Source organism: Streptomyces sp. NPDC014656, from assembly GCF_043084305.1.
GTDB lineage: Bacteria > Actinomycetota > Actinomycetes > Streptomycetales > Streptomycetaceae > Streptomyces.
The window spans coordinates 279,476-303,810 of the sequence record NZ_JBIBZN010000009.1 but is presented as its reverse complement, the minus strand read 5'-3'; the positions used below and the strand labels follow the sequence as shown (position 1 = coordinate 303,810).

Here is a 24,335-nt window from a genome sequence, read left to right as displayed (position 1 = left end):
ATCAGGGAGGAAACGAGATGCCCGGCAAGCGACTCGACGATCCTGTGCATGCTCTGGCGGAGGCACTGCGAGAGCTCAAGGAACGCACACCGCAAAGCTACGACACACTCGCCTCCCAACTGAACGTCAGCCGTTCCGCGCTGCACCGCTACTGCACCGGGAGGGCGGTACCGCCCGATTTCCAGGTCGTCGAACTGCTGGCGAGGCACGCGAACGCCCAGGGCCGGGAGATCTCCGACCTGTACCGCAAGTGGGATCTGGCCCGCGAGAGCCGGCCGGCCGCCGAGAGCCCCACGGCACAAGGGCCGGAAAGCCCCGCCGTCGACGACGAGGCGGCGCAGCCCCACGACCAGGCGTCACTCGCCGACACGCCCACCGACGCCGCCCCGACCGCTCCGGTCGTCATCGCCGAGGATGTGGGGCCGCGGACGGCCACCCCTGCCCCGGTCATGGAGCTGTGGCGCCGTGGCCCCTGGATCTCGGCGGGCTTGGCCGTGGCCGTACTGCTGACCGCCGTGATCACCTGGAACATACGCGGGATGGTCGACGCCCGGGAGCAGCAGGCCGCACCAGCCCCCGCCACGACCTCCGTCACCGAACGTCCCGGGTCCGGCCGAAAGCTGTTCGGCCCCGAGTGCGGTGACGCCCCCACCATGGGACAGCACGACGACTGCGTGGTCGAGGTCCAGCAACTCCTCGCCGACCACGGCGCGAAGATAGGCGTCGACGGACAGTTCGGCCCGGAAACGCTTCGCAGGGTCACCGCCTTCCAAGTACTCGCCGGCCTGGATGCCGACGGACTGGTGGGCCCCCGGACGAAGGAGGCCCTTTACACCTCCGACGTCACTATGACCACTTGGACCCCAAAGCAGGTCACCGAACGCATCCGACAGGTCTTCGCCGAGACACCGGAACTCGCTGTACGCATCGCCGACTGCCAGTCGTTCCTGGACCCCCTCCATATCCTCCCCAACACCGACGGCAGCCGGAACTGGGGAGTCTTCCAGATATCCGACGCCAGACTCCGCGACCTGCGCGGCACCCCCCGCGACGCCCTGGACCCGGAATGGAACATCACAGCGGCGCACCGGCTCTGGGCCCGGAACAAGACCTTCGACGACTGGCCGAACTGCCTGGCCGCAGCCCGCGAAGCAACACCACAGCCCCACACCGCCACCCCCTGACGACCGCACCCCGCAGTCGCCCGCTCCCCGGCGCCTGTGGGAAGGCCCCACGTGAAGAATCCCGAATGGGGTGGACTGCGTGTGGCCCGCGGGGGCGGCCTGACGGCGGCCGCGCCGTTCCCGTCCACAAGCCCGCGTCACGCTGAGGACGAGCGTGCCGGTCACACCTCCCCCGCGTGTGAAGAGGTGGGGCCGGCGCGCGCAGGTCAGTCGCCGACGGAGCCGGCGAACTTCGCGAACTCGGCCCTGGTGTCAGGTCCGGCGATACCGTCGATCGGGCCTCTGTAGTCCCAGACGTCCTTCAGGTACCGCTGCAGCGCCCTGATCGTGTTGGGACCGGGGATCCCGTCGATCGGGTCGTTGTAGTCCCAGTTCTGCAGGTGGCGCTGCAGTGCCTTCCAGCTGTTGGTGCCCAGCAGACCGTCGATGGGGCCCGTGTAGCCGTAATGCACGGACAGCCACAACTGGAGGTTCTTGGCCTGCCCGCTGCTCAGGCCCAGGTTGTTCGTCGCCAGGGCACCGAACGTCCCAACGCTCGTCTCCTGCCGCTCTGCAGGTACGGACGCCGCGAAGCCGGCGCCGGCACCCACGAGGGTCCCGACCACCAGCCCGACCACAGCGGTCGCACCGGCCATGAACCTCTTCATCGCACTCGGTCGCACAAGTTCTTCCCTTCGATCATTCGTTCCTGACATCGGGAGTGATGCTGGCAGCGCACTCGGACTCGCTCAAGGGAACGAGGTCGAATGGGACGGCGAGACAGCATCACGTCTGTGACCTGTACTTTTCCCGGCATCTGGGACAGAAACGGGACGGCAGATGCCTCGCCGGGCGCCTTCGGCGGCGAGCGGCCATGGCGTCCTGGCTCGACCGATGAGCAGCGCTGCGCATGCCGCCAGGGCGACGACCGCACAGGCGAGGTTCAGCGTCGCGACGATGCCCAGTGGCTGGCTCGGAGGAGATCCGAGGGTCATGCCCAGCAGTGGCGCGGCGGCCTGGAAAAATCCGCTGGTTGCACTGAGCCCTTTCCAACTTGGGTCCGAGGTACGGCAGTTGGTCTGACAACGTGGTGAAGCCCCTGGTAGATGGGTTTTCGACCAAGAGAACCGTCTCCACCAGAGGCTTCACGTGCTTGTCTACCCGTCGGGCGTCGACGCGTCCAGCTCCGCCCTCCGTTTCCTCACGCAGCAGCCGCGGCGCCACCGCCGCGCGATCGGCTCCCGCCGGCGGCGCCTGAGCGCCGGCCGCCAGGCCCTGCTCACCCTCGCCCATCTGCAAATGGGACACACCTATGCCCAGCTCGCGGCCGGATTCGGCATCGGCACCACGACGGCCTACCGCTACGTCACCGAGGCGATCGAGCTCCTGGCCGCTCTCGCCCCCAGCCTGGCCGAAGCGGTGCGGACCGCGTCGGCGAAGGCTTATCTCCTCCTCGGCGGCACACTCCTGCCCATCGACCGTATCGCCGCGGACCGGCCTTTCTGCTCAGGCAAGCACAAGAGGCACGGGATGAACGTGCAGATCCTCGCCGACCCCTTCGGCCGGCTGCTGTGGGTGTCACCGGCGCTGCCCGGCGCCGTCCACGACGTCCGCGCGGCCCGCGAACACGGCATCATCGACGCCCTCGCCGAGGCAGACATCCGGTGCTGGGCCGACAAGGGCTACCGAGGTGCCGGCGGCACGGTCCGCATCCCGTACTGGGGACGGTGGGAGACCCTCTCCACAGGCCGGCAGGCGGTCAACCGGTCCCACGCGAAGATCCGGGCCCTCGTCGAACAGGCCGTCGCCACCCTCAAGTCCTGGCGGCTCCTGCGCAAACCACGATGCCCGACCACCCGCATCACCAGCCTCGTGCAGGCCGTTCTCACCCTGCATCTGACCAGCTCAGAGTGAGGATGGAAAGGCTCACTCACACGCGGCGATCAGCTCACGCGTGGCACGGGAAGCGTGGGTGGGGAGTCGGTCCCGCACGAGGACGGTCGGCGCCTCGACGAGCTGGTGAAAGCCGTCGACCAGCGCGATGAAGTCCCGCTCGCCCGTGCCGCGACACGTACTGCTGCCGACGGAGCAGGTGCGCGGGCGGTGGCACAGCCGGGGCCGGGAGCCGGGCCGCGTCGCGATCAGCCCGCCAGCGGGCCGGGACCCGCTGATGCGCCGGGGCCACGGTGAATCCGGCGCGCAGGGCGCGGGCGCCCGGGACAGGCTCCGGGCGCCCGCGCGGTCAGACCTGACGCTACTTCAGCAGGGTGCGGAACTCCTCGAAGTCGAGGACCCCGTCGTGGTTCGCGTCGGCCGCCATGGCCTTCTTGACCTCTTCCGCGAGGTGCCCATGGGCGCCCTCGGCCTTGAAGCCCTCCGCCAACTCGACGATATTGATCCGCCCGTCGCCATCCGTGTCGATCTCGTCGAACAGCGCCCTGAGCTCGGCCTCGTTCACGGCATACCTCTCTCACGTTCACGGGCCTCGAAGGCCCACATGCCCACCACCCTGCCACACCATCGGCAGCCCGCTGACGGCCAAGCCTTCGGACCGGACCGCCTCGGCGACCACCGCCCCGGGCCAGCGAACTCCGAAGCCGTGGGGGCCACCGGAGAGGGTGGCTCCGGAGAGGGTGGCTCCGGCGAGGGTGATGCCGGCAGCCGGTGCACCCCCGGCGTGCGCGGCTGGTGGGCTGGGGGCCGTCTCTTCTTCCTCACGTGCCGGGGTGGCTGATCAGCCGGTCGTCCTCGGTCGCCGCGAGGAGGCGTCCCGCGTACGCCGCGAGGGCTCGTGCCGGGGGGAAGGGGACCGGGGGCGTGGCGGGGGCGAAGGGCGTGCCGTCGAGGACGGGTGGGCGGGTGAGGAGGCCTTCGGGGGTCACCGCGTGGAGGCGGGCGCCCAGGACGGTCAGCGCGGACGCCTTGGCCGCTGGGCCCAGGCGTCGCCACGGCGCGTCGAAGGCGCCTGCCGGGCGCTCGTGGAGGGTGTCGTCGTGCGGCGTCACCGCGAACAGGGTGTTGTCGCACATCGCCAGGGCGGTGGTCCCCGGCGGGACGCGCCCCGCCGGGAGCCACGGGGCGGGGCCCGGCACCGGGGCCCGGTGCACGAGCCGGTCGTCCCCGGTGACGGCGAGCAGGGCCAGCGGCATCGGGTGGGAGGCCTCGCGCGGTGCGGTCAGGCAGCGCAGTTCGGGTGCCGGGGAGTCGTCGACGGGCGGGCACGGCGTCCACGGGAGGTTCTGCTCGGACGGCTCGCGGTGGAGCAGCGTCCGGCCGTCCTCGGTCACGGCGAAGAGCAGTCCCTCGCACGCGGCGAGCGCCCGCAGCCGGGGTGCCGGGCCGATGATATGCCAGCGCGGGGCGGGGACGGCGCCCGAGAGCCGGTCGAGGACGTTGCGCGTGACGCGGTCGACCGCGGGATCGTGCAGCGCGCGGCCCCAGTTGATGGTGGCGGCGTTGAAGACGGTGCCCGCCCCGGCGCGGAAGACGCCCATGGTCGCCCAGCCGCCCTGCCCGTACGTCCGCCAGTGCCGCAGGTCCGCGGTGGCGAGCACGGCGAAGGACCGGGGCGTCCCGTCGCGGCCGGTGGCCCGCGGCGCCCCGGCCGACCAGTCCAGCTCCGCCGCGTCCGTCTCGTACCCGAGCGCCCCGCGCGCGAAGGTGTCGCCGTCGCGCAGTCCGGTGCCCTCGAAGACCCAGTGGTCGGCGAAGCGGACCGTGTACGCCTCGCGGCCGATGCGCGCCATGCCGTCGCCCCACGCCCCGGCGCCCTGCCGGAAGCTGACGCCGGTCATCGTGTTCTCCGGCCGGTCGACGGGGGCGCTGGACCACTCGACGGTCGCCCGCGCCGGGTCCACGGCGGTGACGGGATCGGCGGCGGCGTCGCGGTGGCAGACCATCGTGCGGCCCCCGTCCTCCAGCCGGATCTGCCACCAGGCGGTGTTGCCGGCGAAGACGGCGAGGTTGCCTCCGCGCCGCACGAACCCCTCGACGGAGTCGCGCATCTCCGCCGTCCAGTACTCGTCGTGCCCGTTCACGACCAGGAGCCGGTACGGGGCGAGGAGTCCGGACCCTTCGTGCAGGTCGAAGCCGGAGCAGTACTCGGCGGGGCGCCCGGTCCGGTGCAGCCAGCGCAGCAGCGGCTCCTCCCACCGCTCCGGCGGCGGCCCGCCGCCCGGCGCGGCGAGGGGCACCCGGGCCGCCCGGGTGGGCTGCTCCGCGTAGTAGACGCTCCGGCCCGGCTCGCCCGCCCGGTGGTACGCCCGCCAGGTCGGGAAGGGGACGGAGACGAGGACGGAGGAGGAGCCGCCCGGCCGCGCGGCCCGTACGACGAACCACACCTCGTGCTCGGCGTCCCGCTCCGGCGCGGGAGTCTCGGGGCGGGCGTCGTGGAAGGACGCGCGGTAGAGCGAACTCGGCCACGCCCGCGGCACGTCGAGGGTCCAGTCCGGCCCCGTGACCTCGGCTTCCGCCGCGACCCGCTCCGCCACCACGTCCGTGACGACCACCCGGCCCCGGAAGCGGCCTCCGTCTCCGGCCGCCACGTGGAACCGCATCCGCCCGCCCTGCGCGCAGGAGGTCGTGTCGGCGTGGGCGAGCGGCCGGGGCACCCGCCCGCCGCTCACCGGTGGGCCTCCGGTCCCGCGAGGAGCCCGGCCAGCCGGGAGAGCCGCGGCGGTGTGCCGGCGGCGGAAGCGACCACGACCTCCTCGATGCCCCGCAGGTGGGCGTGGACCGCCTCCGGCGGCAGGTAGGCCGTGTCGGCGGTGAGGGTGACGGTCAGCGCCGCCGCGTCGCCGGTCAGGTGGAGGCAGTAGCGGCAGGCCACCCGCTCCTGCGTCGCCGGGAAGTCGAGGACGGTGCGGCGGCGCAGCTCCGCCAGCTCCGCGGCCGCGGGTGCCGGGCCGGCGGCCGCGGCCCGGTCCACCAGGCGCATGTCGTTGAAGCAGCAGTACGGGTGGACCTCGGTGCCCCGGTCGCGGGACACCCGCCGCAGCAGCGCGTCCCAGCCGACCGGGTCGTAGGCGGCGGCGTGGTACCCGGCCAGCGCGGCGGGCCACGCACCGGCCAGCAGGTCCGTGAAGACCGCCTCGCCGGTGGCGTCCTCCGGCAGCGCCAGGACGAACAGCGCGTCCTGCGACAGGGTGCTGACCAGGGTCCGCCGCCGTTCCGCCGCCCGGTTGCCCGCGATCGGCATCACCGCCGCGGCCCGGTGCCCCTGGCCGGCCGCGACCAGGGCCGCGGCCGCGGTCAGCAGCACCGTGGATCCGCTCACCCCGTGGGCGACCGCCACCGCGTCCACGGCGCGCGGCAGGGCCTCGGAGACCAGCCGGCCCGTCCAGAAGCGCGGTCGGAGCGGCTCCGCCGCCCGCTCCGCGAACATCGTCGGGGGCACCTGCGCCAGCCCGCGCTCCCAGTGCGCGAGCGCCGCGTCGCTCGCCCGGCGCCCGGCCGGACCGTGCTGGTGCAGGGCGAGGTCCAGCGGGGTCTCCGGACAGACCGGTCCGGCCGCCCCTCGCCGGACCAGCAGCCGGAGGTCCCGTACCAGGACCTCCGCGGCGTGCCCGTCGGCGGCGAGGTGGCACAGGGCGAGCACCGCGTGGGTGATCCGCCCCCCGCTGCGCACCGCGCCCAGCCGCACCGGCCACTCCCCCGCGTAGTCGAAGCGGTGGCCGGACAGCTCCGCCAGCAGCGCCTCGGCCGTCTCCCCTGTCCGCTCCGGGTCGGGCTCGTCCCGGACGACGAGCGCGGCCCGCCCCTCCGCGTGGAGCCGCTGGGCCGGCCCTCCGTCCTCGGCCACCACCCGTGTGCGCAGCGCCTCGTGCCGCGCCAGCAGCGCGGAGAGCGCCGTGCCGAGGCGGACGGTGTCCACCGGGGCGCCCCGGTCGGCGAGGGGCAGGATCCTGCCGAGGTTGAAGTAGTGGTCGTTGGGGGCGGTCCGGCCGATCGCGTGCCAGATGGCGCGCTGTCCCCAGGTGAGGGGCGCGTCGCCCGACCGGCCGCCGGCGAAGGGGACGTCCAGGACCTCGTCGGGGAGCCGGCCCTCCCCCGTCGGGGTCTCCCGCTCCGGGGCGGCGGAGGGGCTCACGGGGTGGCCTCCGCCCCGAGCCGTATCAGGCGCTCCGTGAGCCCGCGCAGGCCCTCGGTGTGCAGGGTGCGGTCGCCGAGGTCGACGAAGACGCCGTACGTCTCCTCCACGGCGTCGACCAGACGCAGCAGGGAGAGCGAGCTGACGCCGAGGGCGGCGAGCGGCTCGGTGGAGCCGAGGAGTTCGCGTACGCCGATGAGCCCGTCGGTGGACCGCGACACGAGTGCGGCCACCTGCGCGACGAGCGCCTCCGCGCCGTCGGAGGGGAGGGCGGGCGACGGCAGGACGGCGGGCGGCGGGACGTCCGGCGCCCTCTCGTCCGGCACCCTCTCGTCCGGCGGCAGCGCGTCCGGCGACGCGGCCCCCGTGTGCTCCGGCGTGCTCATCGGGCCTCCGTCCGACCGCCGGAGCGCTCGGCGGCGAGCCGCCGGCGCAGGCTCAGCGGGCGGATGTCGGACCAGACGCGGTCGACGTGGGCGACGCACTCCTCCTCGGTGCCGGCGAAGCCCTCGGGCCGCCAGCCCTCGGGCAGCGGGGCCCCCTCGGGCCAGACGGCGTGCTGCTCCTCGTCGTTGACGACGACGGCGTACCGGGTCTCGTTGCTCATGGCTGCTCCTCGCGCAGGGCACGGACGGCGTCGGCGACGTCGCGTGCGGTGGGTGTGTCGAAGAAGACGTCCAGCGGGACGACGGCGCCGAGGCGCTCGTGGATCCGGGCGGCGATGGCCGTGATGGTCAGTGAGTGGCCGCCCAGGTCGAAGAGGTCCTCGTCCGGTGTGAGGTCGTCGAGCTCCAGCACCTCGCGCCAGACGGCCAGCACGGCGGCGCCGACCGGATCGAGCGCCTCGTCCGACGCCGGTACGGAGGCCGGCTCGGGGCGGACGGCCTCCGGCTCCGGCAGGGCGGCGCGGTCCAGCTTGCCGTTGGGCGTCAGCGGGAAGGCGTCCAGGACGACGTACGCCCCCGGGAGCACGGCCGCAGGGAGGGAGCCGGCGAGGAAGGCGCGCAGCGCGTCGGGGTGCGGCGCCGTGCCGGACGGGACGACGTAGGCGGTGAGGCGGCGGTCGCCCTCCGGGCCGCGCAGGGCCGCGGCGGTCTCGGCGACCGCGGGGTGCCGGGCCAGCCGGGCCTCGATCTCGCCCAGTTCGATCCGGTGGCCGCGCAGCTTCACCTGGTCGTCGGAGCGGCCGAGGAACTCCAGGGTTCCGTCGGCGCCGCGCCGGACCAGGTCGCCGGTGCGGTACATGCGGCTGCCGGGAGGCCCGTACGGGTCGGGCAGGAAGCGGGTGGCGGTGAGCCCTGGACGTCCCCGATAGCCGTGCGCGACCCCGGCGCCGCCCAGGTACAGCTCGCCGGCGACCCCGTACGGCACCGGCCCCGCGTCGGGGCCGAGCACGTAGACGCGGGTGTTGGCGAGCGGGGAGCCGAGGGAGACGGAGCCCCCGGCGGTGAGGGCGGGCTCGGCGAGCGTGGACCAGATGGTGGTCTCGGTGGGGCCGTAGACGTTGACGAGCCGTGTGGTCGCGGCCGTGAGCCGGGCGGCGAGCGGCGCGGGCAGGGCCTCGCCCCCGGTGAGCGCGGTCGGCACGGGGACGGTTCCGTCGAGGCCGGCGTCGAGGAGCAGTCGCCAGCCGCTGGGCGTCGCCTGCACGTGGGTGACGCCCTCGCGGCGGATCAGGTCGAGCAGCGCGGGCCCGTCGCGGTGGGCGGCCTCGGGGACGAGGACGACGCGCCCGCCGGTCGTCAGGGGCAGCAGCAGCTCGACGGCGGAGATGTCGAACGACAGCGAGGTCAGTCCCAGCCAGCGGTCCTCCGGGCGCGAGCCGAGGTGCTCGGCGAGGCTGCCGAGGACGTTCGCGAGGGCGGAGTGCGGCACCTCGACGCCCTTGGGGAGGCCGGTGGAGCCCGAGGTGTAGAGCACGTACGCGGGGAGGGACGGATCGGGGAGCGGGAGGGGCGGCGGGGTGGCGCCGGCCGCCGGGGCGAGGTCCGCGGGGGTGAGGTCGCCGGCGTCCTCCGGGGCGCGGGTGACGCACAGGGCGAGGGCGGCGTCCGCACGGACGAAGGCCAGCCGCTCCGCCGGATGGGCGGGGTCCAGCGGCAGGTGGGCCGCCCCGGCGGCCAGCGTGCCGAGGACGGCGACGAGCTGGTCGAGGCCGCGCGGCAGCGCGATGCCGACGAGGGTGCCCGGTCCGGCGCCGTGCCGGGCGAGCGCCGCCGCGGCGTGCGCGACCCGGCGGGTCAGCTCGGCGTACGTGACGTGCGCGCCGTCCGCGACGACGGCGACCGCGTCCGGGCGTTCCGCCGCCCGGGCGGCGAGCAGCGCGGGGACCGTGCGGGCGGTGAGGTCCGGGCGCGGGGCCGGCGCGGCGAGCTGGTCGCGCAGCTCGTCCGCGTCGAGCAGCGGCAGTTCCCCGAGGAGGGTCGTGGGGTCGGCGAGGGCGGCGTCGAGCAGGCGCGTCCAGTGGCCGACGATCCGGTGGACGGTGTCGGCGGTGAGACACCCGCCGCCGTCCGTGGTCCCGGGGCCGGGGCCGTCCGAGGTCGGTCCGCCGTCCTCTCCGGGGGCGGTCCCGAAGGGCGGCGCGGTGCGGAACTGCGCGCTGCCGTGGATCTCGTCCCCGCTGTCCACGAGCTGGAGGTGGAGGAGGTTGCGGACCGCGTCGGGGAAGCCGATCCAGCGCACCCGGGCGGTCACGGCCCCGAAGCCCGGCGCGGGCGCGGCGGGGCGGCGCCGGTAGCTGACCGACAGCGGGGTGAGCGCCGTCCGGGGGGTGAGGCCGCCGACCGCCTGCCCGAGCGGGACGGCCCGGTGCGGGTACAGCGCGCGCAGTTCGCCGCGCACCGCGCGCGTCCAGTCCTCGAACGGCAGGCGTCCGGGGTGCCGGCCGTCGACGGGCCGTATCCGCAGGGGCAGTTCGTTGACGGCGAGTCCGACGCCCACCGGTGCGCCGGGCGTCCGCAGGGACAGCTCGATCGCCGTGGAGGGGGCGGGGTCCCCGTAGCGGACGAGGAGCGCGTGCCAGGCGGAGAGGAGGAGTTCGAAGCGGGTGACGTCGAGCTTGCGGGCGGCCTCCGCGAGCGCGGCGCAGCGTTCGCCGTCGAGCCGGAACGGCACCTCGGCGCCGGGCGCGGCCACCAGACCGCCGTCCGCGGGCGGCACCAGGCCGGGCAGGACGGGCGCGTCCGGCGCGTACCCGTGCTCCTCCCAGTACGCGCGGGCGGCGGCGACGGCCTCCGGTGCGGGCGGGTCCGCCGGGGTCCCGGCGGCGGGCGGCAGGGGTTCGCCCCGGTAGCCGGCGGCGAGGTCGGCGACGAGGCGGTCCTTGGACTCGCCGTCGAGGACGAGGTGGTGGGCGACGACCAGGAGGACGTGGCGTTCGGGGCCCGTACGGAACAGGGTGAAGCGGCAGAGGGGACCGGCGTCGGCGTCGAACGGTGCCGCGCGCTCCCGGGCCAGGGCGGCTTCCAGCTCTTCGGGCGCGCAGTCGGCGCGCCGGGGGGCCGGGACCTCGCAGCGGTGGACGGAGCCGTCCGGCCTCGGCCGGCTCGCGAGTGCCGGGTGGTGCGCGGTCACCGCCCGGCAGGCGTGGTCGAGAGCGTCGGTGTCGAGCGGGCCGACGAGGTCGAGGGTGACGGCCAGGTGGTAGGCGCCGCCGGTGTCGCGCGTGCGCTCGGTGAGCCAGATGCCGTGCTGGGCCGGGCTGAGCTGGGTCATGGGGTGGCCTCGCGTGGGTCGTGGGTGAGGATCCGGCGCAGCTCCCGCTTGAGGACCTTGCCGCCCTCGTTTCGGGGGAGCTCGTCGAGGAACAGGACGGTCGCGGGGAGTTCGTGGACGGCCAGCAGGTCGAGCAGGAAGGCCCGCAGGGCGGTCGCGGTCAGGCGGTCGCGGTCGCCGCCGCTGCCGGCCGGGTCCGCGCCGCGCGGGACGACGGCGGCGGCGACGACGCTCCCCAGGACGGGGTGCGGGACGCCGACGGCGGCGGCGTCGGCGACGTCCGGGTGGGCGTGCAGCGCGTTCTCGACCTGGAGCGTGGAGACCTTGTGGGCGCCGGACTTGACGACGTCCCGCTCGCGGTCGAGGAGGTGCAGGAAGCCGTCCTCGTCGACGCGGCCGAGGTCGCCCATCCGGGTCCAGCCGCCGTGGAACACCCCGGCGTCGCCGTCCCCCAGGTAGGCGCGCGGGGCACCGGGTGAGCGGAGCCACAGCTCGCCGGGGTCGCCGGGCGGCAGCGGGCGTCCCGACTCGTCGGTGACGCGCAGGTCGGCCAGTGAGGCCGGCCGGCCGGGCGACCACGGCCGGGCGGGGTCGAAGAGCAGCGTGATCTGGGCGGGGGCGGCCTCCGTCGACGTGTAGTAGTTGACGATCCGGGCCGGGGCGAAGGCCCGGCTGAGCCCGAGCGCCACCTGGTGGGGCAGGGCCGCGGCGGTCGAGCCGACGAGGCGGACGGTGCCGAGGGCGCCGGTCTCGGCGGCGGCCGCCAGGGCGGGTGAGGCGAGGAGTTCGATCGCCATGGCGGGCACCACGAAGACGCTGCCGACGCCGTGTTCGGCGATCGCCCGGAGGAACCGCGCCGGGGTGAACTGCGGCGCGGTGACACAGGTCGCGTGCGCGTCGAGCGCGTTGACGAGCATGGTCTGGCCCGCGTTGCCGCCCACGGGGAAGGCGTGCAGGAAGGTGCGGGAGTGCCGGAGCGGCCGGCGCCGCTCGTCGCGCGTGCAGCCGTGGGCCAGGTTCGCGTGCGCGGCCACCACGCCCTTGGGCACTCCGGTGGTGCCGGAGGTGTACAGGATCTGGGCCGGGGCCGCCGGGTCGGGCTCGGGAAGGCACGGGTCGGGGGGATGCCCGGCCGCGTCCTCCTCGGTGAGCCCGCGCACGCCCGGCGGCGTACCGGCCGGCAGGCCGGGGCCGGCGTGCACGAGGAGGCGGGTTCCCGAGTCCGTCAGGGCGTGTTCCAGGCCGGCGGGCGGCATCCGGTCGGAGAGCGGGACGGCGACGCCGCCGGCCCGCAGGACGGCGAGGAACGCCACCGCGTACTCGGTCCACCGGTCCGTGCCGAACCACAGCCCCACCCGGTCCCCGGCGGCGAGCCCGGCCGCGCGCAGGGCGGCGGCCAGGGCACCGCTTCGGTCCTGCCAGTCGGCGAAGCCCAGTCGGGCCGGTCCGTTGACGATCGCCGTACGGTCTCCGTGGGCGGCGGCCCGATGGGCGAGCAGCGCCGGCAGGGTGGCGGGCGGGGCCGGGGCGGGGCCGGGGGCGGAGCCGCCGGGTCCGGGGCGACGGCGGATCACGGGGCACCCGCCTTCGCCCGGCGGCCGGCGGCGTCCGGCTCCTCGCCGCGGTCAGCGGCACTCGCCCCGGCCGCGCGGGCGGGGACGCCGGTCGTCGCCCCGGGCTCCGTGGCACTCGTCTCCGGCCGGCCGGTGCCGGTGCCCGTCGTCGCCCCGCGCTGGGTGGCGCTCGTCCTCGCCCGGCGGTCCGCCGCGGCGCGGGCCCGCTCCCGCAGGCCGACCAGGTCGTCCGGCTCCGCGTCGGGGACGTCGCGGTCGAAGCGCGCCAGCGACGGCAGCCGGAGACCGAGGGCGACCAGGCCCGCCATCGCCAGCCCGAACAGCACGTACATCAGGGCGATGCCCCGGCCGGGGCCCGTGCCGATGAGCGGCCCGAAGACCGGGGCGAGGGCGCCGCCGGGCTCCATGAGCGGCCCGAAGAAGCCGGAGCCGAGCGGGGCGACGACACCGTGGCCCAGCGGGATCGTGGACCAGGCGACCAGCGTGTTGAGGGCGAGCACCCGTCCGTGGAACCGCTGCGCCACCTTCGTCTGGACGATCGTCGCGTAGATGCCGTTGACGAGGGCGAGGGCGAAGGACATCCCGAAGGCCCCGAGGGCGACCACCCAGAGGTTCGCGCGCAGCCCCGTGACGGCACCCGCCAGGGCGAGGAGCCCGGCGAGGGCGAGCATGCCGCGCAGCCGGTGGCGGCGCGGCCCGCCCCAGAAGCCCATGGCCACACCGCCCAGGAGCGCGCCCGCGCCGCCCGCGACCGCGACCCGGGCCGCTCCCCCGAGGTCGTCGAAGGCGAGGACCAGCGGGGTGGTGAGGAGGAAGAGCGGCGAGAGGAAGACGTTGAGCCCGGCGAACCACAGGAGCATCGAGCGGAAGCCGCGGTGCCGCCAGGCGTGGGCGAAGCCGTTGCGGATCTCCGTGCCGAGGGACTCGCGCCGGGTCCAGGGCAGCGTGCGGGGGAACCGCACCACGAGGAGGATCCCGATGGCCACGGCGTAACTGATCACGTCGATGACGAGGATGCCGCGCAGCCCGATCGCCGCCATCAGCGCGACGGCGGCCAGCGGCACGACGAACTGCGCCGTGCCGAAGGCGAGCTGGACGATGCCGTTGGCGTGGCCCAGGTAGCGCTTGGGCACGAGCTGCGGCACTGCCGAGGCGTACGCGAGCCGCTGGAAGGTCAGCGCGACGGAGAGCACTCCGAGCAGGACGTACACCTCCCACGACCGCAGCTGACCGGTGAGGAGCAGGACGAGCAGCCCGGCCTGGGTGGCGCCGGCGGCGACGTCGCCGACGAGCATCACCCGGCGCCGGTCCGTCCGGTCGACGAGCGCCCCGGCGAGCGGGCCGACGAGGATGCCGGGGAGCATGGCGACGACCGCGTACAGCGCGTACCGGGCCATCGAGCCGGTCTCCAGGAGGATCCATACCGGCAGGGCGAACTCGGTGAGCGCGGAGCCGGTGATGGAGGCGAGCTGGCCTCCCGCGACCAGCAGGAAGCGCCTCATGCCGGGCTGCGGGCCGTCGTCCGGCTCCGTGCCGGGGGCCGGGCCGTCGCCGTTCGCGGTGGCGCGGCCGGGTGCGGGCCCCGTGCCCTCGGCGGGGCCCGTCACGGAGGCGACGGGGGAGGCGACGGGTCCGGTCTCGCCGTGGAACCACCAGGAGTTCTCCGGTTCCGCGGCGGGCAGCGCGTCGGTGGTGCCGTCCAGCACGGCCCGGTGCACGCGCGTGACGGCCTCCGCGACCTCGACGGCCCGGTAGGTGATGAAGAAGTGCCCGCCCTCGTCCAGCACGGCCACGGCCGAGCGCTCGGCGAGGAGCAGCCATTCCCGGTAGCGCTCCTGGTAGAAGTCGGCGGCCGGGTCCCGGTCGCCGACCAGCGAGACCAGCGGTGCGCGGAGCCGGGGCGCGCCGTCGGCGACCTCCGCGATGGCCCGGGTGAACCAGTCCTCCGCGGCCCTGGTGTCCCGGCGCATGTTGCCGATGACGAAGCGGACCTGCTCCTCGTCGAGCTCGGAGGTGTCGACGCCCATGCCGGTCAGCCAGTTGGCGTACGTCCGGTCGCCGACCAGCGGCTCCAGCGAGGCGAGCTTCCCGAGGGCGGTGAGGACGCGGCTGCGCGGTTTCGCGAAGGGGTACTGGGCGCCGGCGTACACGCCCTCCAGCTCCCGGCCGGACGCCTCCAGGGAGCGCGCGACGGCGACGGCGAGGGCCGTGCCGACGGCGCAGTGGCCGTAGACGACGAGCGGGCCCTCCACCCGCTCCCGGACCTCCGCCGCGATGCCCTCGGCGAGGTCGTCGAAGGAGAGGCGCTGCTCGGTCACCCCGAGGTCGTGCCCGGGGATGGCGACGGCCCACAGTTCGGTGTCGGGCGGCAGCGCGTCGGCGACGGGCTGGTAGACGACGGCGCTGCCGCCCCCGTACGGGACGCAGACGAGGGTGAGCCGCCGCCGCTCGGCGGGGACCGCGCGGGTGAGCCGGTGCAGCAGGGACCGCGGTCCGCTGTCCCGCTCGTCCCGGGAGGCGACGGCGGCGAGCTCGCGGACCGTGCGGTGGGTGAACAGGTCCATCACGCTGATGGGGCGGGCCCCGGTCTCCGTCAGCCGCTTGCGGGCCTTGGCCACGACCTGGGTGGCGAGGAGCGAATGGCCGCCGAGGTCGAAGAAGTTCTCGTCGGCGCCCACCCGGGGCAGCCCCAGGACCTCGGCCCAGATCTCGGCGAGGACGGTCTCGGCCGGCGTCTCCGGCTCGGCCGCTCCGGCCGCGCGGTGGACCGTCGGGGCGGGCAGGGCGCGACGGTCCAGCTTGCCGTTCGGGGTGAGCGGCAGCGCGGGCACGACGGTGAAGGCGGTCGGCACCTGGTGGTCGGGCAGGCTCCGTCGGAGCGTGGCGCGCAGCGCGGACGGGTCGGGCTCGTCCGCGCCCGCGGCGGGGACGAGGTAGCCGACGAGGCGCTTGTCGCCGGGGCGGTCCTCGCGGAGCACGACGGCGGCGTCGGCGATGCCGGGCTGGGCGCGGAGCGCGGCCTCGGTCTCGCCGGGTTCGATCCGCAGGCCGCGGAGCTTGATCTGCTGGTCGATCCGGCCGAGGTGTTCGAGCGTGCCGTCCGGGCGCCGGCGCGCGAGGTCGCCGGTGCGGTAGAGCCGGGAGCCGGGCGGGCCGTAGGGGTCGGGGACGAAGCGGGTGGCGGTGAGTCCCGGGCGCCGGTGGTAGCCGAGGGCGACGGCGGTCCCGCCGATGTGGAGTTCCCCGGGGGCGCCGGGCGGCACCGGGCGCAGCCGCTCGTCGAGCACGTAGAGGCGCGTGTTGTCGATGGGGAGGCCGATCGGCACGGTCTCCATCGGTCCCGCGCACTCCCACGCGGAGACGTCCACGGCGGCTTCGGTGGGTCCGTACAGGTTGGCCAGGGACAGGCCGGGCAGCCGTGAGGTCAGCTCGCGGGCGGCGTCCGGGGGCAGCGCCTCGCCGCTGCACACCACGCGCCGCAGTCCCGCGCAGCGCTCCACGCCCTCCTCGGTGAGGAAGGCGGTGAGCATGGCGGGCACGAAGTGGGCGACGGTGACGCCCGCGGCGACGATGAGGTCGCGCAGGTAGCCGCTGTCCTTCTGTCCGCCGGGTTTGGCGAGCACGATCCGGGCGCCGGTGGTGAGCGGCCAGAAGAACTCCCAGACCGACACGTCGAATCCGGTCGGGGTCTTCTGGAGGACGGCGTCGTCGGGTCCGATCCGGTACGCCTCCTGCATCCATTGGACGCGGTTGGCGATGGCCCGGTGGGTGTTGGGCACGCCCTTCGGACGGCCGGTGGAGCCGGAGGTGTAGATGAGGTAGGCGGTGTCGTCCGGCCGCGGGCCGGCGGGTACGGCGCGCGGCCGGGGCCACTCGGCGGGGTCGTCGAGGAGCAGGACGCGGGCGGTGCAGCCGTCGGGGGTGGCGAGCCCCCGCTGGGTGAGCAGGACGGGGGCGTCGCTGTCGGCGAGCAGGAAGGCCAGGCGCTCGGCGGGGTAGTCCGGTTCGAGGGGGGTGTACGCGGCTCCGGTGCGCAGCACGCCGAGGAGTCCGGCGACGAGCTCCGGCGAGCGCTCGGCGCTGACGGCGACCAGGTCGCCGGGGCCGACGCCCTCCGCGGCGAGGCGGGCGGCGATCCGGTCGGCCAGGGCGTCCAGGGCGCGGTACGTCAGGGCGGGGCGGTCCTCGACGGCGACCGCCACGGCGTCCGGGGTGCGGGCGGCCTGTTCGGCGAAGAGGGCGGTCAGGGTGGTGGCCGGCCGGTCGGCGGCGGTGTCGTTGAACCGCTCGGTCTCGAACGCCCGCTGCTCGTCGGTGAGGGCGTCGAGGCCGGAGAGGGGGACGTCGGGCGCGGTGGCGACGGCGTCGAGCAGTCGTCCGAGGTGGGAGGCGAGGAGGGCGACGTCCTCCTCGGCGAAGAGGTCGGTGTTGTAGTTGAAGGAGCCGTACAGGCCCTCCGGCCACTCCTGGAGGAAGAGTTCGAGGTCGAACCGGGTGCCGCTCGCACGGACGCCGAACGGCTCGACCTCCACGGGGAGTTCGAGGGCGGTGTCGTCGCGCTGGACGGCGTAGTTCTGCACGGCGAGGACGGCCTGGAAGACCGGGGGCCGCGAGACGTCCCGGGGCACGTTCAGCTCGCTGACCAGCTGGGCGAACGGCAGCTCCTGGTGGGCGTACGCGTCGAGGCAGGTCTCGCGGGTGCGGCGGACCAGCTCGGCGAAGGACGGATCGCCCTCCAGCCGCGCGGGCAGTGCGAGCACGTTCACGAACATGCCGACCAGCGGCTCCAGTTCGGGCTCGGTGCGGCCGGCGACGGGCGAGCCGACGGCGAAGTCGCGCCGCCCGCCGTAGCGGTACAGCAGGACCTGGAACGCGGCCAGGAGCACCATGTGGGGGGTGGCGTCGTGCCGGTCGCCGAGGGCGGTCAGCCGGTCGAGGAGCGGCCGGTCCACGGAGAAGGCGTACCCGGCGCCCTCGAAGGTCTGCCGGGGCGGCCGGGGCCGGGAGAAGGCCAGCTCCAGCGGCTCGACCCCGCCGAGCTCGCGTCCCCAGTGGGCGAGTTCGGCGGCGAGCCGCTCACCGCTCAGGCGCTCGCGCTGCCAGAGCGCGAAGTCGCCGTAGCGCACGGCCAGTTCCGGGGTGGGGTCCGGCGCGCCGGTCACCCGTGCCGCGTAGCCGCGCAGCACCTCCCCGAGCAGCACCTCGCTCGACCAGCCGTCGCTCACGCTGTGGTGGACGAGCAGCAGGAGGACGTGGTCGTCGTCGGCGAGCCGCACCAGCAGCGACCGGAGCAGCGGCCCTTCCTCCAGGTCGAAGGGAACGGCGGCGGCCTCGTCCACGATCCGTTCGGCGGCGGCTTCGTCGGCCGCCTCGCTCAGGGTGAAGGCGGCCGGTCCCGGCGGGTCGACGACGAGCAGCGGGCGCCCGTCCCCGGTCGCCGGGTAGCGGGACCGGAGCGTCTCGTGGCGGGCGACGCTCGCGTCGAGCGCGGCCCGGAGGGCGTCGGTGTCCAAGGAGCCGCGCAGCCGCCGTACGACGGGAATGTTGTACGCGGCGGTCCCGGGCGCGAACTGCTCCATGAACCAGAGGCGTTCCTGCGCGAAGGAGAGCGGGACGGGCGTTCCGGGAGCGCGGCGCGGCACGACGGCCGTGGGCTTCGGCCGGGACGCCAGGCGCCGCCGGAGCAGCTCGCGCTTGGCGTCGGAGAGGGCGGGCGCGGCGGAACCGGGTGCCGGGGGCCGGCCGGCCGGAGTCGTGGCGCCGGGGACCGGCCCGGTCGCCGGGGCGGGCCGGGGGGCCGGGGGCGGGTCGGCCGGTGCCGTGGTGTCGGTGGAGCTCATGGGGTCGGTCGGCTTCCTTCCAGGGCGTCCTGGGCGGCCAGGAGTTCGACGGCGGCGGCCTCGGACAGGGTGTCGATCTCGGCGGCCAGGGCGGCTTCGACGGCCTCGGCGAAGGCGGCCACGGTGCGGTGGGTGAAGAGCGCGCGGAGCGGGACGGCCAGGTCGACCGCGGCGCGGACGCGGGCGACGACCCGGGTGGCGAGGAGGGAGTGCCCGCCCAGGGCGAAGAAGTCGTCGTGCGCGCCGATGCCGTCGACGCCCAGGACCTCTCCCCAGACGTCGGCGACGAGTTCCTCGGCCTCCGTGCGCGGCGGCACCCGCACGGCCCGGGGCGCGGCAGCCGCGTCGGGCGCCGGCAGCGCGGCCCGGTCGAGCTTCCCGTTCGGGGTGAGCGGCAGCGCGTCCAGGAGGACGAAGGCGTGGGGCACCGCGTGCGGGGGGAGCACGGCGGCGAGTCCGCCGCGCAGGGCGTCCGCGTCGGGTGCGGGAGCGTCCGGGGCGGGGACCACGTGGGCGACGAGGACGTCCCCGCGCGCGGTGACCACCGCCCGTGCCACGCCCGGCAGCGCGAGGAGCGCGGCCTCCACCTCGCCGGGCTCCACCCGGTAGCCGCGCACCTTGACCTGGTCGTCGACGCGCCCCAGGAACTCCAGCGCCCCGTCGGCCCGGCGCCGCACCAGGTCGCCGGTGCGGTAGCGGCGGGCGCCCGGCGGCCCGTCGGGGTCGGGCACGAACGCGCGGGCGGTCGCGCCGGGCCGGCCCAGGTAGCCGTCGGTCACTCCGGCACCGCCGATGACGAGCTCCCCGGGGGTTCCGGGGGGCACCGGTCCGCCGTGCCGGTCGAGGACCGCGACGGTGGTCGCCCCGATCGGACGTCCGATCGGCGGACGCGTGGTGCCGTCCTCGGCGCCGAGGACGGCCGTGGTGGCGATGATCGTCGTCTCGGTGGGGCCGTAGGAGTTGACGAGCCGCACCCGGTCGCCGAACCGCGTCCGCCAGGCCGCGACGGCGTGCGGCTGGACCTGGTCGGCGCCGAGGATCAGCAGGCGCAGCCGGTCCGGCCAGGGAGTCTCGTCCAGGTCGGCGACCAGGTGGTGCCAGTAGGGCGTGGGCAGGTCGAGCACGGTGACGCCGGCGGCGTACGGCTCGGCCAGCTGCTCGGGCAGGGTGGTGTCGGGCCGGGCGGTGACGAGGACGGCACCGGCGGCCAGCGCGGGGAACAGTTCCTCGGCGCTGGTGTCGAAGGAGAGCGTGGCGTACTGCAGCACGCGGTCGTCGCCGGTGAGGCCGTATCCCTCGCGCATCCAGGCGACGCGCGCGGCGAGCGCCCGGTGGGGCACGAGCACGCCCTTGGGCGTTCCCGTCGAGCCGGACGTGTAGATGAGGTACGCCGGGTCGTCGGGACCGGCTTCGTCGCCGGCGGGCGGTTCGGACGGCGCGCCGGGTACGGGCTCCGCCGGGCCGGGGAGCGAGGGCAGGACCGGCATCCCGCCGGGGACCCCGTCGGCGGAGCTGTCGGAGAGGCCGGCGGGCAGGGTCCCGTCCGGGGTGACGAGCAGCGCGGCGCGGCTGTCGGTGAGCATGAGGGCGAGCCGGGAGGCGGGGTACGCGGGGTCGAGCGGGAGGTAGCCCGCGCCGAGGCGCCAGGCCGCGAGCATGGCGACGACGGCCCGCGGGCCCCGGGGCAGGCAGAGCGCGACCAGGTCGCCGCGGCTGACGCCGCGCGCGGCCATCCGGGCGGCGAGGGCCCGGGACGCGTCGGCGAGCGCGCCGCGGGTCAGGGTCTCTTCGGGCCCGACGACGGCGGGGGCGTCGGGCCGCTCGGCCGCCGCCAGGTCGACGGCCCGCAGGACGGTCGAGGGGGCCGGCCCGTCGAGGGCGGGACCGCGGGACCCGTCGGCGAGGAGACGGAGTTCGTCCGCGTCGAGAAGGGGGAGCCGGTGGACCGGCGTCTCGGGGGCGGCGAGCGCGGCCCGGAGCAGCGTCTCGAAGCGGGACGCGAACGCGGCGGCGGTGCGCGCGTGCAGCAGGTCGGTGCGGTAGCCGAAGACGGCGTGCAGGTCGTCCCCGTCCGGCCTGATGTCCAGGCCCAGTTCGAACTTGGCCGCGGTGTGCCCGCCGTCGGTCTCGACGCACGTCAGGTCGGCGAAGCTCCCCTCGCCGAGCGCGCCGCCCTCGTGGGTGTGGACGGCGAGCAGGGTCTGGAAGACGGGCGTGCGGCTCGCGTCGCGGTCGGGCCCCAGCTCTTCGGTCAGGCGCTCGAAGGGGATGCGCCGGTGGGTGAGCGCGCGCAGCCAGTCGGACCGCGTCTTGCGCAGCGCCGCGAGGAAGGTGGGGGTTCCGGCGAAGTCGGCCCGCAGGACGAGGGCGGAGGAGAAGTAGCCGATCGTCCGCTCGCTGTCGACGGTGTCGCGGGCGGCGGTGGGCACGCCGACGCAGAAGTCGTCCTGCCCGGTGGTCCGGTGGAGCAGGCTCGCGTAGGCGGTGGCGAGCACCATGAACGGGGTGACGCGGTGGGCGCGGGCGAAGGCGTCCAGGGCGGGACCGGCCCCGCGCAGCACCCGGGTGTGGTACGCGCCGGAACTGCTGGGCGCGGCCGGCCGGGGCAGGTCGAGCGGCAGCTCCAGCGCGGGCGCCCCGGCCAGGTGTTCGCGCCAGTGGGCCAGTGCGCCGGCGGCCTCGGGGCCGTCGAGCCAGGCGCGTTCGGCGGCGGCGTGCGCCCGGTAGGAGGGCACGGCGGGGAGAGAGGGGTCGCGGCCTTCCCGGTGGGCCGCGTAGCGGTCGGCGAGTTCGGTGCGGAGCAGCCCGAGCGACCATCCGTCCGCGACGATGTGGTGCAGGACGAGGCAGAGCAGGTGCTCCTCCTCGCCGGTGCGCAGCAGCGTCGCCCTGAGCACCGGTCCCCGGGCCAGGTCGAATCCCGCGTTGGTGAGCGAGGCCAGCGTCCCGGCGGTCTCCCGCGTGCCGGCGCCCCGCAGGTCGAGCCGGTGGAGGGGGACGGGCCCGGGCTCGTCCACGACCGCCGACGGCCGTCCGTCCGCGGCGGGAAACCGCGTGCGCAGGGCCTCGTGGCGGGCCACCACGCCGTCGAGCGCCCGGCCCAGCGCCACGGCGTCGAGCGCGCCGCCGAGCCGCAGCACGCAGGGAATGTTGTACGCGGGGTCTCCCGGCTCCAACTGGTCCAGGAACCAGAGCCGTTCCTGCCCGACGGACAGCACCCCGGTGTTCCCGTCCACGACACCGGCCGGTGGCTCGATTCCCGAGGTCACTGCATGGACTCCTGTTCGACGCGGGGCGGGGCGCCGCCGAGGGCGCCACACGAGAGGAACCGGGCGTACCCGAAAGGAACGGTTCCGGACATGGAGAGAGGGGGTGTCCGGGGGAACAGGAGCCCTCGTGGGGCGGCCGCCGCGACGGCACCGATGCTAGGGAGCGGCCCGAGGCGAGGTCAATGGTCTGGACCAGACGATCGCGGCGGCCCCCGCCCGCGGAAGCCGGTAGCCGCAGTTGAGGGCGCCGGACGGATCGCCGGCTCCGCCCGCCACCCCGTCGCCGGCGACCTCCTTCCCGGCGCCCGCCCCCAGGGGCCCCTTCCGTCGCGCGGGACGCGGAGCCGGCGCCGGGCCGCGCACCGAGGGGCCCGCACCGTGGCCGGAACCACTTCCCCGCCGAACGCACGGACAGAGGCGCACGGAACGGGCGATCGCCGTCGACGCGGACATCCTGCCCCCCAACAGCCTCTTGGTCCATACCACTTGACGATTGGTCTAGTCCTTCCTAAGGTCGCGGCAACACTGCGGTGGGTGCAAAGGAGGGACACCACGCACCCAGGGACCCGCAGGGTCGACAGGTCAGGGACCACCCCTGTCCGCCGAACCCCTCCCGAGGAGCACCCTTGAGCACTCTCACGCGGCGGCGCGGTACCGGAACGCCACGGAGCAACGTCCCCCGCACGCGGTCCAAAGCCCTCGCGGGCGCCACCGCGCTGCTCCTCCCGCTGGCCGCCATGGTCGGCCTCGCCGCGCCCGCGGAGGCGGCGACCTCGGCCACCGCCACGTACGCCAAGGCGTCCGACTGGGGCTCCGGCTTCGAGGGCAGGTGGACGGTGAAGAACACCGGCACCACCACCCTCACCTCCTGGACCGTCGAGTGGGACTTCCCCTCCGACACCAAGGTCACCTCCGCCTGGGACGCCACGGTCACCAACTCGGCGAACCACTGGACGGCCAAGAACCTCGGCTGGAACGGCACGCTCGCCCCCGGCGCCTCGATCTCCTTCGGCTTCAACGGCAGCGGGGCCGGCGCCCCCTCCGGCTGCAAGCTCAACGGCGCCTCCTGCGACGGCGGCACCACCAACCCCGGCGACAACGCCCCCTCCGCCCCCGGCACCCCGGTCGCCTCCGACATCACCGACACCTCGGTGAAGCTCACCTGGGCGGCCGCCACCGACGACAAGGGCGTCAAGAACTACGACGTCAAGCGCGACGGCACCACCGTCGCCACCGTCACCGGCACCACCTACACCCACACCGGCCTGGCCGCCGGCACCTCCTACAGCTACACCGTCGTCGCCCGTGACACCGCCGACCAGACCGGCCCCGCCTCCGGCGCCACCCCGGTCCGCACCACCGGCGGCGGGGGCGGCGGCGAGAACCCCGGCGGCAACGGCAAGGTCAACCTGGGCTACTTCACCAACTGGGGCTCCTACACGGTGAAGAACCTCGTGACCTCGGGCTCCGCCTCGAAGATCACGCACATCAACTACGCCTTCGGCAACGTGCAGAACGGCAAGTGCACCATCGGCGACCCCTACGAGGACCACCAGAAGTCCTACACCGCCGCCCAGTCCGTCGACGGCGTCGCCGACACCTGGGACCAGCCGCTGAGCGGCCACTTCAACCAGCTGCGCAAGCTGAAGAAGGCCTACCCGCACATCAAGGTCCTCTGGTCCTTCGGCGGCTGGACCTGGTCCGGCGGCTTCGGCCAGGCAGCGCAGAACCCGACCGCCTTCGCCCAGTCCTGCTACGACCTGGTCGAGGACCCGCGCTGGGCCGACGTCTTCGACGGCATCGACCTCGACTGGGAGTACCCGAACGCCTGCGGCCTCACCTGCGACACCAGCGGCCCGGCCGCCTTCAAGAACATGATGCAGGCCATGCGCGCCAAGTTCGGCCCGAACAACCTGCTCACCGCCGCCATCACCGCCGACGGCTCCACCGGCGGCAAGATCGACGCCGCCGACTACGGCGGCGCCGCCCCGTACATCAACTGGTACGACGTGATGACGTACGACTACTTCGGCTCCTGGGCCGCGCAGGGTCCGACCGCCCCGCACTCCCCGCTGACCTCGTACCCCGGCATCCCCGCACAGGGCTTCAACTCCGCCGACGCGATCGCCAAGCTGAAGGCCAAGGGCGTCCCGGCCTCCAAGCTGCTCCTCGGCATCGGCTTCTACGGCCGCGGCTGGACCGGCGTCACCCAGTCCGCCCCCGGCGGCACCGCCACCGGCCCCGCCGCCGGAGTCGAGCCGGGCAACCAGTACTACAAGGTCCTCAAGACCACCTGCCCCGCCACCGGCACCGTCGGCGGCACCGCCTACGCCCACTGCGGCACCGACTGGTGGAGCTACGACACCCCCGCCACCGTCGGCACCAAGATGACGTGGGCCAAGAACCAGGGCCTGGGCGGCGCGTTCTTCTGGGAGTTCAACGGCGACACCGCCGACGGCGAACTCGTGAACGCGATCAGCAACGGCCTGAAGTAACCCGCGGAGCGAACAACCGGCCCGCCCGTCCCCACCGGGGACGGGCGGGCCGCCGCACGTCCCCGGCACCCGAGACCGGTCCCGGCGCCCTCGGGCGGCCCTCCGGACACGGGGGCGTCGGCCCCCCGGAACCGGTGCGGGTGCACGGGCGCCGGGGTGCGAGCAGGGCGTGGACCGGGGGGAGCACCG

General features: G+C 75.3%; 13 protein-coding genes. 3 read left to right on the top strand and 10 right to left on the bottom strand.

All coding sequences use genetic code 11. The annotated features are described in order from the left end of the window. Positions 1-17: 17 nt before the first annotated feature. Entirely contained in the window at positions 18-1,184 is a 1,167-nt protein-coding gene (locus ACF1ED_RS21935; protein ID WP_391762857.1) for a helix-turn-helix domain-containing protein, read from the top strand. Positions 1,185-1,390: 206 nt separating this feature from the next. Here ACF1ED_RS21935 and ACF1ED_RS21930 read toward each other — a convergent pair whose 3' ends face one another. After that, complete coding sequence (locus ACF1ED_RS21930; protein ID WP_391762855.1) at positions 1,391-1,819, bottom strand: peptidoglycan-binding domain-containing protein; 429 nt, start codon at positions 1,817-1,819, stop codon at positions 1,391-1,393. A 493-nt stretch (positions 1,820-2,312) separates the two neighbouring features. Between ACF1ED_RS21930 and ACF1ED_RS21925 the strand changes: the two genes are divergently transcribed. Beyond that, a complete protein-coding gene (locus tag ACF1ED_RS21925; protein WP_391762853.1) occupies positions 2,313-3,077 on the top strand; it encodes a transposase family protein in 765 nt (254 codons plus the stop codon). Between the two features lie 340 nt (positions 3,078-3,417). Here the strand turns inward: ACF1ED_RS21925 and ACF1ED_RS21920 are convergent, their stop codons facing one another. From ACF1ED_RS21920 to ACF1ED_RS21880, 9 genes are all read right to left on the bottom strand, one after another. Further along, positions 3,418-3,621, bottom strand: coding sequence for an EF-hand domain-containing protein (locus ACF1ED_RS21920; protein ID WP_391762851.1), 204 nt, complete (start codon positions 3,619-3,621; stop codon positions 3,418-3,420). A 256-nt stretch (positions 3,622-3,877) separates the two neighbouring features. Next, complete coding sequence (locus ACF1ED_RS21915) at positions 3,878-5,719, bottom strand: N,N-dimethylformamidase beta subunit family domain-containing protein (RefSeq protein WP_391762968.1); 1,842 nt, start codon at positions 5,717-5,719, stop codon at positions 3,878-3,880. A gap of 65 nt (positions 5,720-5,784) precedes the next feature. Continuing rightward, complete coding sequence (locus ACF1ED_RS21910) at positions 5,785-7,185, bottom strand: condensation domain-containing protein (protein ID WP_391762966.1); 1,401 nt, start codon at positions 7,183-7,185, stop codon at positions 5,785-5,787. Positions 7,186-7,247: 62 nt separating this feature from the next. Further along, positions 7,248-7,637 carry a phosphopantetheine-binding protein gene (locus ACF1ED_RS21905; RefSeq protein ID WP_391762849.1) on the bottom strand — a complete coding sequence of 130 codons (390 nt, stop codon included), beginning with the start codon at positions 7,635-7,637 and terminating at the stop codon, positions 7,248-7,250. Continuing rightward, the gene (locus ACF1ED_RS21900; protein ID WP_043220546.1) at positions 7,634-7,858 is read right to left on the bottom strand and encodes an MbtH family NRPS accessory protein; all 225 of its coding nucleotides are present in this window, start codon (positions 7,856-7,858) and stop codon (positions 7,634-7,636) included. Before ACF1ED_RS21900 ends, ACF1ED_RS21905 begins: the two co-directional genes overlap by 4 nt. After that, complete coding sequence (locus tag ACF1ED_RS21895) at positions 7,855-10,968, bottom strand: amino acid adenylation domain-containing protein (protein WP_391762846.1); 3,114 nt, start codon at positions 10,966-10,968, stop codon at positions 7,855-7,857. The genes ACF1ED_RS21900 and ACF1ED_RS21895 overlap by 4 nt, the downstream gene beginning before the upstream one ends. After that, entirely contained in the window at positions 10,965-12,542 is a 1,578-nt protein-coding gene (locus ACF1ED_RS21890; protein WP_391762844.1) for an AMP-binding protein, read from the bottom strand. The genes ACF1ED_RS21895 and ACF1ED_RS21890 overlap by 4 nt, the downstream gene beginning before the upstream one ends. Continuing rightward, entirely contained in the window at positions 12,539-18,382 is a 5,844-nt protein-coding gene (locus ACF1ED_RS21885; protein WP_391762842.1) for an amino acid adenylation domain-containing protein, read from the bottom strand. The genes ACF1ED_RS21890 and ACF1ED_RS21885 overlap by 4 nt, the downstream gene beginning before the upstream one ends. Continuing rightward, positions 18,379-21,651, bottom strand: coding sequence for an amino acid adenylation domain-containing protein (locus tag ACF1ED_RS21880; protein WP_391762840.1), 3,273 nt, complete (start codon positions 21,649-21,651; stop codon positions 18,379-18,381). Before ACF1ED_RS21880 ends, ACF1ED_RS21885 begins: the two co-directional genes overlap by 4 nt. Positions 21,652-22,277: 626 nt before the next feature. Here ACF1ED_RS21880 and ACF1ED_RS21875 point away from each other — a divergent pair. Continuing rightward, positions 22,278-24,146: a glycosyl hydrolase family 18 protein gene (locus tag ACF1ED_RS21875; protein WP_391762838.1), complete on the top strand. Its 1,869-nt coding sequence runs from the start codon at positions 22,278-22,280 to the stop codon at positions 24,144-24,146. The last annotated feature ends 189 nt before the right edge of the window (positions 24,147-24,335 follow it).